General features: G+C 69.8%; 10 protein-coding genes. 2 read left to right on the top strand and 8 right to left on the bottom strand.

Annotation, left to right across the window (positions count from 1 at the left end; all coding sequences use genetic code 11):
• Nucleotides 1–53 precede the first annotated feature (53 nt).
• The 7 genes from ftsE to ACFHWE_RS15150 form a co-directional block, all read right to left on the bottom strand.
• Nucleotides 54–743 carry a cell division ATP-binding protein FtsE gene (gene ftsE, locus ACFHWE_RS15180; RefSeq protein WP_028648471.1) on the bottom strand — a complete coding sequence of 230 codons (690 nt, stop codon included), beginning with the start codon at nt 741–743 and terminating at the stop codon, nt 54–56.
• A gap of 306 nt (nt 744–1049) precedes the next feature.
• Nucleotides 1050–2159 carry a peptide chain release factor 2 gene (gene prfB / locus ACFHWE_RS15175; protein ID WP_416602302.1) on the bottom strand — a complete coding sequence of 370 codons (1110 nt, stop codon included), beginning with the start codon at nt 2157–2159 and terminating at the stop codon, nt 1050–1052.
• Between the two features lie 113 nt (nt 2160–2272).
• Nucleotides 2273–7138 (bottom strand): NAD-glutamate dehydrogenase, encoded by a 4866-nt coding sequence (locus ACFHWE_RS15170; protein ID WP_416602279.1) that lies wholly within the window; start codon nt 7136–7138, stop codon nt 2273–2275.
• Nucleotides 7139–7481: 343 nt separating this feature from the next.
• Nucleotides 7482–8189, bottom strand: a complete 708-nt coding sequence (locus ACFHWE_RS15165; RefSeq protein ID WP_416602277.1) for an HAD family hydrolase — start codon at nt 8187–8189, stop codon at nt 7482–7484.
• Between the two features lie 112 nt (nt 8190–8301).
• Nucleotides 8302–8475, bottom strand: coding sequence for a DUF397 domain-containing protein (locus tag ACFHWE_RS15160; RefSeq protein ID WP_416602275.1), 174 nt, complete (start codon nt 8473–8475; stop codon nt 8302–8304).
• A gap of 2 nt (nt 8476–8477) precedes the next feature.
• The gene (locus ACFHWE_RS15155) at nt 8478–8846 is read right to left on the bottom strand and encodes a Scr1 family TA system antitoxin-like transcriptional regulator (protein WP_416602273.1); all 369 of its coding nucleotides are present in this window, start codon (nt 8844–8846) and stop codon (nt 8478–8480) included.
• A gap of 45 nt (nt 8847–8891) precedes the next feature.
• Complete coding sequence (locus ACFHWE_RS15150) at nt 8892–9992, bottom strand: methyltransferase domain-containing protein (protein WP_416602271.1); 1101 nt, start codon at nt 9990–9992, stop codon at nt 8892–8894.
• Nucleotides 9993–10259: 267 nt separating this feature from the next.
• Here ACFHWE_RS15150 and ACFHWE_RS15145 point away from each other — a divergent pair, with 267 nt between their 5' ends.
• Together ACFHWE_RS15145 and ACFHWE_RS15140 are read left to right on the top strand one after the other, a co-directional pair.
• Complete coding sequence (locus tag ACFHWE_RS15145) at nt 10260–11051, top strand: GntR family transcriptional regulator (RefSeq protein WP_416602269.1); 792 nt, start codon at nt 10260–10262, stop codon at nt 11049–11051.
• Nucleotide 11052: 1 nt separating this feature from the next.
• On the top strand, nt 11053–11574 hold the full coding sequence (locus ACFHWE_RS15140; RefSeq protein ID WP_416602267.1) for a GNAT family N-acetyltransferase: 522 nt from the start codon (nt 11053–11055) through the stop codon (nt 11572–11574).
• A 350-nt stretch (nt 11575–11924) separates the two neighbouring features.
• Here ACFHWE_RS15140 and ACFHWE_RS15135 read toward each other — a convergent pair whose 3' ends face one another.
• Nucleotides 11925–12698 carry an SDR family NAD(P)-dependent oxidoreductase gene (locus ACFHWE_RS15135; RefSeq protein WP_416602265.1) on the bottom strand — a complete coding sequence of 258 codons (774 nt, stop codon included), beginning with the start codon at nt 12696–12698 and terminating at the stop codon, nt 11925–11927.
• Between the last annotated feature and the right edge of the window lie 46 nt (nt 12699–12744).

Genomic DNA, 12744 nt, shown 5'->3' with positions numbered 1-12744 from the left:
CTTCGCCGCGCCGGTCCTCGCACGATCAGCGGCCGGCGCCGAGCGCGGGAAGGTCAGTACGCCTGGCCGTAGACGCCGCGCGTCTGGTCGCGAACCACGAGGCCCTCTTCCAGTTCGATCACGCGCTTGCGCATCGAGTCGACGATGGCGGCGTCGTGCGTCGCCATGACGACGGTGGTTCCCGTGCGGTTGATTCGGTCCAGCACCTTCATGATGCCGATGGAGGTCGCCGGGTCGATGTTTCCCGTCGGCTCGTCGGCCAGCAGGATCTGCGGGCGGTTGACGAAGGCGCGAGCGATGGCGACACGCTGCTGCTCACCACCGGAGAGCTCGTTGGGCATGCGCCCGGCCTTGCCCTCCAGGCCGACGAGTTCGATGACCTCGGGCACGACCTTGCGGATGAACCGCCGGGGCTTGCCGATGACCTCCAGGGCGAAGGCCACGTTCTCGAACACGTTCTTGTTGGGCAGCAGGCGGAAGTCCTGGAAGACACAGCCGATACGCCGTCGCAGGTGGGGCACCTTCCAGTTGGACAGGCGCGCCAGGTCCTTGCCGGCGACGTGGACGCGTCCCTTGTCGGGCTTCTCCTCCTTGAGCACCAGCCGCAGGAAGGTGGACTTGCCGGAGCCGGACGGGCCGACGAGGAAGACGAACTCGCCCTTGTCTACGTCGATGGAAACACCGTCGAGCGCGGGGCGTTTCTGGGTCGTGTAGACCTTGGTGACGTTGTCGAAGTGGATCACAGGCGCATCACAAGGTTCTCGAAGGTATGGGCAACCGCGTCGAAGCGTGACTCCCCGCGGGATCGTACCGGCCACACGGCCAACGACAGTGTAGAGGCGCAAGCGGCCCGGATTGTCCCGATCGTGTCACACTCGCCCGGCCATGGACGGTCGTGCGACAGACCCGAGCGTATCGGAGACATCAACCGATGATAACGTTCATGTATACCCGTTTCATCCAGGTCCGCCGGTCACGATCATCACCATTGGGATACGGATCACCATACGGGAACCGGAGCCTCAGCGGTACCAAGCAGGCGTCGACCGCTACTGCCCGTCGTTCCTCTCCCGGCTGCGCATCCAGCGGATCTCCGCGTCGATGAACTCGTCGATGTCGCCGTCCAGCACACCCGAGGTGTTGCCGGTCTCCACGCCGGTGCGCACGTCCTTCACGTTCTGGTACGGGTGCAGGACGTAGTTGCGCATCTGGGTCCCCCAACTGCTCACCGAGTCGCCGCGGATCTCGTCCAGGGCCGCCTGCTCCTCCGCCTGCTTGCGTGCCAGCAGCTTGGCCTGGAGCATCGACATCGCGGTGGCCTTGTTCTGCAACTGCGAGCGCTCGTTCTGGCAGGACACGACGATGCCGGAGGGCATGTGGGTGATGCGCACCGCCGAGTCGGTGGTGTTCACGCCCTGGCCGCCGGGCCCGCTGGAGCGGTACACGTCCACGCGCAGCTCGGACTCGTCGATCTCGATGTGGTCGCTCTGCTCCACCACCGGGACCACGTCCACGCCCGCGAACGACGTCTGCCGCCGGTTCTGGTTGTCGAACGGCGAGATGCGCACCAGGCGGTGCGTGCCGTGCTCACCGCGCATGGTGCCGTAGGCGAACTGCGCCTTGACCGCGAAGGACGTGGACTTGATGCCCGCCTCCTCCGCGTAGGAGGTCTCGTAGATCTCGGTGGGGTATCCGTGCCGCTCGGCCCAGCGCAGGTACATGCGCTGGAGCATCTGCGCCCAGTCGGCGGCGTCGACCCCCCCGGCCTGGGAGTTGATCGTCACCAGGGCCTCGCGCTCGTCGTGCGGGCCGTTGAGCAGGGTCCGCACCTCCAGCTCGCCGATCTCCTTGCGCAACTGCTCCAGCTCGCGGTCGGCCTCCGCGCGGGTGTCGGCGTCGTCCTCGGCCGCGGCGAGCTCGTAGAGCACGCCGAGGTCGTCGAGGCGCTGGTCCACCCCTTCGAGTTTGGTGACGATGGACTCCAGGCTGGAGAGCTGCCGGGTCACCTTCTGCGCGTTGGCCTGGTCCGACCACAGCTCGGGATCGGCGGACTGCTCGCGCAGCTCCGCGATCTCCGTGCGCATAGCGTCCATGTCCAGGACTGAGGTGACGCTCGCGAGGGTCGCCGCGAGCTCCTTGATCTTCTCTGCTGGGTCCATTTCTGCCACGCGCCCAGTCTAGGGTCTGTCGGCCGGGATGATCACAGGGCAGGACCGGCGGCCGGGAACGGCCCGGCCGCCGGAGCGAGGACCGGACCGTTCCCGGGCCCTCCTCAGTCGACCAGCGAGCGGACGGACTCCAGCGCAACCGACAGCGTGGTGAGGTCGAAGCGCTCGCCCTCCTGGATCTCCGAGAGGGTGATCCCGGCCAGCTCCACCCGCTCCCGGTTCTCCTCCTCCCAGACGCGGAACTGCTCCTCGGCGGAGTCGGCGCGGCCAGACTCCAGCACGCGCGCGGTGAGGTCGGCGTGGGCGGCGTAGAGGCCGTCGCGCAGCGAGGAGCGCGCCATCGTGCCCCAGCGGTCGTCGCGCGGCAGGTCGATGATCCGCTCGCGCCACCAACTGATGTTGAGCCGGTCGGCGAGCTCGAAGTACATCTCGGCGACCTCCTCCACCGGGCGGCCCGTGCGGTGCGCGATCTCCACCAGGTCCAGGGTGGAGTAGGCGGGCACCATCGAGGCCACCCGCTCGGCGAGCCCCTCCGGAGCCCCCATCGACACGTACCGGTCCCGCCGCTGGAGGAACGCCTCCCGGTCACGCCCCCTGACCAGGTCGGCCAGGCGCGGCAGGATCTCGCCCACCCCGTCTGCGAAGTAGCCGATCTCACCGGCGATGTCGAAGGGGAAGGTGCGGTTGCGCAGCAGCCAGCGCGCGGAGCGCTCGGCGAGCTTGCGGATCTCCAGCAGCAGAGACAGCTGGTTGCGCACCGAGATCCGGTGGTCCAGCTCTTCCACCTCTCCCCAGTACCCGGGCAGGCGCAGCACCTCCTGGACCACCAGGAAGGCGCGTGCGATGTCGGCCGCCCCCGACCCCAGCTCCTCGTTGAGCCGGAACGCGAAGGTCACCCCGGAGCGGTTGACCATCTGGTTGACGACCTGGTTGACGATGATCTCCCGGCGCAGCGGGTGCGAGGCCACGCCCTCGGCGAAGCGGTCCGAGCGCAGCGGTGTGGGGAAGTAGCCGGTCAGCGTGTCTGCCAGGTAGGGGTCGTCGGGCAGGTCCGAGGACTCCACCTCGTCCTTGAGGTCGATCTTGGTGTAGGACAGCAGCGTCGAGAACTCCGGCCCGGTCAGGCCCTGGCGCGCGGCGCGCCGCTCGGCGAGCGCCTTGTCCGAGGGCAGGTCCTCCAGCTTGCGCTTGAGGACCTTCCTGCGCTCCAGGTGGCGCATGTACCGGCCGTGGACGTGCAGCATGTCCGAGGCCTGCTTGCGCGCCGCCGAGAGCACCGTGTTCTGCGCGTAGTTGGTGTCCAGGACGAGCGAGGCGACCTCGTCGGTCATGTCGATGAACAGCCGGTCGCGCTCCTCGCGGGAGAGCCGTCCGGCCTGGACCTCGCGGTCCAGCATGATCTTGATGTTCACCTCGTGGTCGGAGGTGTCCACACCGGCGGAGTTGTCGATGGAGTCGGTGTTGATCCGCCCGCCGCCGCGCGCGTACTCGATCCGCGCGGGCTGGGTGAGGCCCAGGTTGCCGCCCTCGCCCACGACCCTGGCCCGCACCTGGTCGGCGTCCACGCGGACCTGGTCGTTGGCCTTGTCGCCGACGTCGGCGTGCGTCTCGGTGCTCGCCTTGACGTAGGTGCCGATGCCGCCGTTCCACACCAGGTCGACCGGGGCGGTGAGGATGTGCTGGATGAGCTGGGCGGGGGTGAGCGAGGTGACCTCGTCACCGATGCCCAGCACGGCCCTGGCCTGCGGGCTGATCGGCACCGACTTGAGCGAGCGCGAGTACACGCCGCCGCCCTCGGAGATCAGTTCGGGATCGTAGTCGGACCAGGTGCTGCGCGGCAGGAGGAACAGGCGCTCGCGCTCGGCCCAGGAGGCCTGCGGGTCGGGGTCGGGGTCCAGGAAGACGTCGCGGTGGTCGAAGGCGGCCACCAGCCTGATCTGCTTGGACAGCAGCATCCCGTTGCCGAACACGTCACCGGACATGTCGCCGATCCCCACGACGGTGAACGGCTCCTCCTGCACGTTCACGCCCATCTCGCGGAAGTGGTAGGTCACCGACTCCCACGCACCGCGCGCGGTGATGCCCATGGCCTTGTGGTCGTAGCCCACCGAACCGCCGGAGGCGAAGGCGTCGCCGAGCCAGAAGCCCCGCTTGGCGGAGATCTCGTTGGCGATGTCGGAGAAGGTCGCCGTGCCCTTGTCGGCGGCGACCACCAGGTAGTAGTCGTCGGCGTCGTGGCGGACGGTGCGCTCGGGGTGGACGATCCGGCCGTCGACCAGGTTGTCGGTGATGTCGAGCAGTCCGCCGACGAACTGCTCGTAGCAGGCGACGACCTCGGCGCCCACCTGTTCACGGGTGCCGTCCTTGGGCAGGCGCTTGCAGACGAACCCGCCCTTGGCGCCGCTGGGGACGATCACCGAGTTCTTCACCATCTGCGCCTTGACCAGGCCGAGGATCTCGGTGCGGAAGTCCTCGAACCGGTCCGACCAGCGCAGGCCGCCGCGGGCCACCGAGCCGAAGCGCAGGTGCACGCCCTCCACGCGCGGCGAGTACACGTAGATCTCGAACCGCGGGCGGGGCTGGGGCAGGTCCGGGATGGCACTCGGGTCGAGCTTGAGCACCAGGTAGGGGCGGCCCTGGTAGTGGTTGGTGCGCAGTGTGGCGGTGATGGCCGCCGCGAACGAGCGCAGGATGCGGTCGTGGTCCAGGCTGGCGACCGACTCCAGTTCGGCCTCGATCTTGCCGACCAGGGCGTCGGCCTGCTCGTCGCGGCCCTCGTCGGCGCGGTCGGGGTCAAAGCGCGTCTCGAAGAGTTCGACGAGCAGTCCCGCGATGGAGACGTTGGAGCAGAGCACGTCGGCCAGGAACTCGGGGGTGAACGTGGCCCCGGTCTGGCGCAGGTACTTGGCGTAGGCGCGCAGGACGCTGAGCTGGCGCCAGTCGAGTCCGGCCCGCACCACGAGGGCGTTGAAGGGGTCGGACTCGCCGAGGTCGCGCCAGGAGGCGTCGAAGGCGTCCTCGAACAGCTCCGTGAGCCGTTCGGCGGGCAGGTCGGAGGCGGGGATCGGGCCGAGGCCGAAGTCGTAGATCCACACGCGGCCGACGTCCTTGACGGTGATGTCGTAGGGCCACTCGTCGACGACCTCGACGCCCAGGTGCTCCAGGACTGGCAGCATCCGGCTCAGCGACACGGGGTCGCCGATCCGGTAGAGGCGGAACCGCCAGCCGTCGGCGTCCTCGCCGCGCCGGTAGAGCTCGGCGCAGAACTCGCCCCGGCGCTCGTCGGGTTCGGTCCGGCCGATCAGCCCCTCCAGGGCCGCGATGTCGGCGGCGGCGATCTCCGGGGGGTTGTCGACCCGGTAGGCCTCGTTCATGCCCGCGGCGTAGCGGTCCTTGAACTCGGTGGCCCTGGTGGCGCCGAAGCGTTCGGTGAGGACGGCGTCGAAGTCGGTGTCCCAGGAGCGGGCCGCCTCGCGGACCCTCTCCTCCAGGGCGACCTGGTCGATGTCGGCGAGGGTCTGTCCGTGCCGGGCGCGCGCCACCAGGTACAGCCGTGCCAGCGGCGCGGAGCCGATCATCACGTTGTGGTCCATGGAGGCGCCCTGGAACGCCTCGGCGAGGACGCTTTGGATGTCCAGGCGCACGCGGGTGCTGTACTGGTCGCGCGGCATGTACACGAAGCAGGACATGTACCGGCCGCCGTAGGTGTCGCGGCGCATGAACAGCTTGGTGCCGCGCCGGTCGCGCAGGCGCAGGACACCGCGGACGATGCTGTACAGCTCGCCGGCCGGGATCTGGAGGAGCTCCTCACGGGGGAAGGTCTCCAGCAGTTCGACGAGGTCCTTGCCGTCGTAGCTGTCGGCCTCGAACCCGGCCAGGGACAGCACCTCGGCCTGCTTGCGGCGCAGGAGCGGGATCTGGGAGATGCTGGTGCTGTCGGCGCGGGGCGTGTACAGGCCCAGGAAGCGCCGCTCGCCGACGATCCGGCCCTGGGCGTCGAACTTCTTGACGCCGATGTAGTCGAGGTACTTGGGCCGGTACACCGTGGCGCGGGAGTTGGCCTTGGTGAGGACCAGGATGAAGGGTTCGCGGGCCTTGGCGCGGATCTCCGGCGGCAGGGCGGCGAAGCTGGTGGAGGCCGAGGAGTCCATGCGCAGCAGGCCCAGGCCGGTACCGGGTTCGGGCCGCAGCGCCTCGTCGCCGTTGTCATCGGTGACCAGTGCGTACTCTCGGTAGCCCATGAAGGTGAAGTGCCGCCCGGCGATCCAGCGCAGGAAGTCGACGCTCTCCCCCATCTCGCGGGGGTCGACGCCGCCCAGCGCGAGGCGGTCGGGCTGGGAGGCCAGTTCGTCGGCGACCCGGATGGCGCGGTCGGCCATCTTCGCGGAGTCCTCGTCGACGTAGCGGACGTCGTCCAGGACGCTCTCGACCCGGTCGGTGATCTCCTTGATCCGCTCGGGGTCGAGCTGGCGGTCGATCTCGATGTGCATCCACGACTCGTCGACGGGCAGCAGGCCGGCGCCGCCGATCTCGGGGTCGATCTCGCGCAGGTCGCCCTCCAGGCCGCGCCCGATGGTGAGCTGGGGGTGGATGATCAGCTTGGCGCCCGCACCGAGCTCGTCGAGGGCCATGGTGACGGAGGAGACGAGGAAGGGGGCGTTGTCGGTGACCACTTCGAGGACGCTGGCCTGGAGCTCCCAGCCGTCCTGTTCGAGGGTCGGGCTGTAGACGCGGACCTTGGCGCGGCCGGTGGGCCGCTGGTCGGCGAAGGCGCGGTGGGCCGCGGCGGCTCCGCAGATCTGGTCCGGGGTGCGCTCGGCGAGTTCGTCGATGTCCGCGTGCCGGTAGTACAGGGGGAGGAAGCTGCGGATGGCGTCGGCGTCCTCGGGGCCGGCCTGGGGTCCTGGAGACCACTTGGCGGCCGCGTCGCTGAGCAGGTCCTGGAGGATGACGTCGGTTTGCCCGTTCATATGGGCCTCACTCCTTTGTGAGCAACATCGCGGGTGCGTTCGGGGGATGTCTCGACCGTGCGGACTGTGGACTTGTGTGAACTTCCGTGAACACCCGGAGGCGCACGGGAGTGATGGTCGGATGATGGGTCTGTGCGCACAGACTGTGTGTCGGCGGAGCGACTGGAACACCGTTGTCCCGACCCCGCCAGGGCACCAGGCTACTGGTTTCGGCGGGGGAGAACAGGACCAACACCGTTACACACCGATGACGTCTGTACGACACGATTCGTTGTCTTTTCGGGATGTACTACGTGTCTCACCGCTTTCGCCCGAAAAACGGGCACAAACCGACCGTGCCCGGCTAGACCGCCGTGACCTGGTGGATCGCCCTGGTCACGGCGTGGGCGTCGGTGAGGTCCTTGAGCACTTCGGTGACCCCGGCCTCGCGCAGGCGGCCCTCGGTGGCCGACCCGGTGAGCACGCCCACGGGGACCGCGCCGCCGATGATCGCGGCCCGCACGTCGGCGAACGCGTTGGTGATGAACACGGTCTCGCGCTCGGTGTAGGCCCGCGCGCCCTCCCCCGCCGCGTGCAGGCGGATGGACTGGATGAGGCTCGACTTGGGGTAGTTGACCGAGCCGAAGCCGCCCACGGACAGGTCCAGGTAGGGGTCCAGGCCGAAGGCGCGCAGTTTGGCGGTGGCGGTGGCACGGGTGCTGCCGCTGACCACGGTCTGCACGGTGTCGGGCATGGCCGCCACGGCTCCCAGGGCGGCCTGGGCGCCGTCCATGGCGCGGCCCTTGTCCCGCAGTTCGTCCTCGCGCCGGACGAAGGCCCCCTCCAGCTCGGTGAGGAAGCGCTCCAGCGTGGCCGCGTCGGGTTCGGCGTCGGTGTCGTTGCGCGCGCAGAACTCGAAGAACATCTCCGAGTCGGTGCGGCCCTCGAAGGAGGTGAGGTAGACCAGGGGCTCGCCGGTGACCTTCTCGAAGGCCTCGGCGTAGGCGGCCCGCATCACCCGGCCCGCGTCGAGGAGTGTGTAGTCGACGTTCCACAGCACCAGACGGCTCATGACGGACTCCCCCGGTCGACGGTGCGGACGCGACCATTGTGCCGTACGGGTGTTCCGGAGCGGGCGGCGGCCGGAACCGGACAGCGGTCCCGGCCGGACCGTCGCCCCGGTGTCAGTCGCCCACGGCCGCCCGGGTGAAGGCGGCCCACTCCGCGACCCCGACGGGCAGGAAGCCCAGTGCGGGGTTCTTGGAGTCGCGCAGGGCCGCACCCGTGGGCAGGTCCGCGACCTCGACGCAGTTGTCCTGAGAAGTCGAGTAGGAGGACTTGTGAAACCTCAGCAGCATGGTCAGGCTCGTTTGTCATGTTCGGCGGCGGTGGCTTCAATGAGGTCAAGAGACCCCTTCGGATCCAACGCCAGGTTGTGGACGCCGTCGAAAATCAGCGTATGCCTGTCGACATAGGCACCGTCTTCCACGTACAGGGACTCCACACCAGTGGAGATAGAGACGATCGCCGGTTCCGGGCTGGGGAACTCCAGCAGTGAGAAGGCACCGTCCATCGCCATGTGTGCTCCGGCCTCGAACGGCACCACCAGGACGGTCACCTTGACGACGACGCGGGGACCGGCCTGCCCGAGGACGCGGTGCCCATCGACGCCAAACGGGTGAGCCACGAGATCCGCTGACCCCGTATCCGTGTCGATGGGCGGCGCCACTCCCCCGCCGTGGCGCCGCCCATCCGCACGGCCGGATGCTCCGTTCTACACCGGGTGCTCCCACGCGCCGAAGGGCGCGCGCACCCGGCACACGGGGCCGTCCGCGTCGACTTCGAGGGTGAACGCGCCCAGTCCCGGACAGCCGTGCTCCCCCAGCAGTTCGTAGGCTCCGCGCAGCCGGTCCGCCAACGGCGTGGGGCCACCCCAGTGGACCGCCCCGTCCGGCCACAGATAGGCCCACGAGGAATCGGCCGTGCCCATGTACACGATGCGGCCCTGACCGCCGCCGAACGGACGGCCGCCCACACCGATCCGCACCCCCGGCAGCATGAGCATGACCCTGGTGAGCAGGTCGTCCTCGACCAGGTCGTCCGGGGTGAACGGCACGACCCGGGTCGAGACGGAGTCGCGCCCCATCCCGGGAAATCCGCCGAGGGGAACGCGCTGGGTCCGGTCGCGCATGAAGAACGCCTCACACGTCAGCGGACCGGCCGCGCTCCTCGGACCGGTACGGCGCAGCACGGCGACGGGGCTGGCGTGCGAGTCCGAGCGCGGACCCCAGGGGACCACGATCGGCGCGTCCTCGCCCGCGCGTTCGATCCACGCGGCGGGGACCCGGCTCACGGAGCATGTGGCGATGATCGCGTCGTAGGAACCCGTCCCGGGTGCCTCCGTGCCGTGCACGACCTCCACACGGCTTCCCGAGAGCCGTTTGCGGGCGTGTGCGGCCACGTCGGCGTCGATCTCCAATGACGTGACACTCCCGGTCGGACCGACCAGGGAGTCCAGGACGCACGCGTTCCAGCCGGTTCCGGTACCGATCTCCAGAACGCGCATTCCGGGGCCGATCCGCGCCGCCTCGATCATGTCCGCCATCAACTGGGGGGCGGACGACGACGAACTGGGGGTGTTGACCAGGCCGTTCCCTCCGTCGTTGGCCTGGGTGACCACCGAATCGCCGTCGTAGACGTAGGCGGCCCACCGTTCGGGGTCGGCCGTCCGGACCAGCGGCAGCCCCTGGGGGGTGGGCCACACCAGGTCCGGGATGAACAGGTGGCGGGGGTGGTCGGCGAAGGCCGCCCGGATCGCGTCCGTGGTGTCCAGACGGCTCACGAGATCGGCGTGCCTACCGCCGAGGTCTGTCATCGACGCACCTTCCCGAGCCCACCACACTCCTGGCAGGTGTGGATCTCCTTGTCCTTCCCCCAACCCTTCTTCTGCCCGTCCGAGGTGGTCACGAAGCTTCCGGTACCACCACACGCCGCGCAGTCGACCTCATCAGCCATGAGAGCCCCTTTCATACTCACCATCCACGGCTGGTCACCGTCCGCCACCGTGGTGGCCCACCCCAGAGAACATCACTGGCTTAAGCCAGTCAAGACCCTGGCTCAAGCCAGTTCGTAGACTGGGGCCATGGATGAGGACACCGACAGATCCCGCCTCCCCAGTCGACGTATCGCTGACGAGCTGCGCGCGGCGATCGTCTCCGGGGAGCTGGGGGAAGGCGAGAGGCTGGTCTCGGAGAGGGAACTGGCCAGGCGGTACGGCACCGCGCGGAACACAGCGCGGGAAGCCGTCCGGATTCTCACCGAGGAGGGGCTCGTCGATCCCCAGCACGGGCGAGGCGTCTTCGTCCGCAGGAGGCGGCGCCTACTGAGATTCGGCGGGGAGCGGTACCCCCGGCGGCTGCGGCAGGAGACCGAGCTGTCTCCGTACCGCGCCGAACTCGCGAAGCAGGGCCTCACACCCCGCGTGGACTGCGTGTCCATCGAACGGGTCACCCCGCCGAGCGACATCGCCGAAAGGCTGGGGCTTCCTCAGGAGGATTCGGCGGTGGTGCGCCGGGAGAACTGGTACTACGCCGGTGACGATTCAGGGGAGGAACCGGTGCGGGTCGGCATCACCTACATACCCTGGGGCATCGCCGCCGGCGGGGTCCTGGCGACCTCCGCCCGCTTGGGGAACGGAAGCCTGTACGCACGTTTCGAGGAACTGGGCCACCGCATCAGCCGGAGCCGGGAGGAGATCACCGCTCGGATGCCGACCCCCCGCGAAGCGAAAGGTCTGCGCGTCCCCGGCGGCGTCCCGGTCATCGACATCCTGCACACGGGAATCGATCAGGAGGGGCGCCCCTTCGAGGTGACACGCTTCGTGATGCGTGCCGACCTCGGGGGACTCGACTACGACATGCCGGTGGAGGACTGACATGCCCCGAGAGGCACGGATACGCCCACGCACCGACGCCGACCTGCCCGCACTCGCGTCCGCGCTGGTGGAGGTCCACGCCAGGGGCGGCTATCCCGTGGAGGGTGTGGCCGACCCGTGTGCCTGGCTGGACTTCCCGGGACTCCGGCACTCCTGGGTCGCCGAAGTGGGAGGCTGCGCGGTCGGCCAGATCGGCCTCGGCGGTCCCGACGGCGAGGACGCCGTCCGGATGTGGGCCGCGTACACCGGCGGCGACCCCACACGGGTCGCGGTGCTGGCCCGCTTGTACGTCCTCCCCGAAGCACGCGGGGCGGGCCTGGGCGAACGGCTGACCCGGACGGCCATGGACCACGCCCGCGACCACGGCCTCTCCCTCGTCCTGGACGTGATGGCCAAGGACCGGGCCGCGATCCGCCTGTACGAGCGCCTGGACTGGACACGGCTCGGCGAAGCGGCACACCACGTCGAGGGGGCCGCGCCCGTACCCGCGTACTGCTACGCCTGGCAGCCCTCGACGGGGTAGCACGCCCCCTGGACCGGATGGACGCCTACGCGGCCGACAGCGGCGTCTGGCTGCGGGTGCTCGACGGGGCGGCACCGGGACCGGCCTGCCCGAGGGCGCGGTGCTCATCGACGCCAAACGGGTGAGCTACGGGATCCGCTGACCCCGTATCCGCGCCATTGGGCGACGCCACTGCTCCCCTGCCCGTGGCGCCGCCCATCCGCACGGCCACCGGTTCACCGGGGCCGCGTCCGTACCCGCGTACCGCCGCTCTCGACGGGGCGGCGCGGGGTCTGGCGTCGAGGTTCGTCCTGGGGCGAACCTCGACCCGAAAAACCGTCGTGGGGCGAACCTCGACGGCGATCCCGGGTTCAGGTGAGTTCGAGGCCGCCGTCGATGGTGAGGACCTGCCCGGTGAGCCAGGTGGTGCCCGGGTCGGCGAGCCGCAGCACCCACTGGGCGACCTCGTCGGGCTCACCGCGGCGGCCCAGCGGGACCCGCGCGGCCTCGGCCTCCTTGACCTGGGCGACGGCGGCCTCGGGGAGCCCGGCCGCCGACAGGGCCTCGCTCTCGGTGGGGCCCGGCGCCAGGGCGTTGACCCGCACGCCCTCAGGGGCCAGTTCCAGCGCCCAACTGCGCGTCAACTGCTCGATCGCGGCCTTGGAGGCCGCGTAGTGGGCGGCGCCGGGCAGCGGCCGGTGTCCGTAGGTGCTGGAGACGTTGACGATCGTGCCGCTCGCCTCGCGCAGGTGCGGCAGGGCCACGGCGGCCAGGAGGCTGGGGGCGGTGACGTTGAGCGCGAACAGCGCGGTGACGCGGTCGGCGCCGGTCTCGGCCAGCGGCATCATCGCGGTGGCGCCGGCGTTGTTGACGAGGACGTCGACGCGGCCCCACCGCTCCGTCGCGGCTTCGACCACCCCGGCGGGGGCGTCGGGGTCGCGCAGGTCGGCGGGGTGGACGGCGATGCCGGGGTGCTGGTCGGCGGTGGCCTGAAGCGCCTCCCGGCGGCGGCCGACCCCCAGGACGCGGGCTCCGGCGCGCGCCAGGGCGATCGCGGTGGCGCGGCCGATACCCGATCCGGCACCGGTGACGATGGCGGCCCGCCCGTTGAGGTCAATGTGCTGGTGGTGCTCTGGCCCGGTCAACCCGACTCCCTTGTTCGTTGTTCGTCGAACATCGAACAAGCTAGCA

The sequence above is a fragment of the Nocardiopsis sp. LOL_012 genome (assembly GCF_048060475.1).
Taxonomy (GTDB): Bacteria; Actinomycetota; Actinomycetes; order Streptosporangiales; family Streptosporangiaceae; genus Nocardiopsis.
Note: the sequence above shows the minus strand (reverse complement) of the source record. Positions and strands in the feature narration are given on the sequence as shown.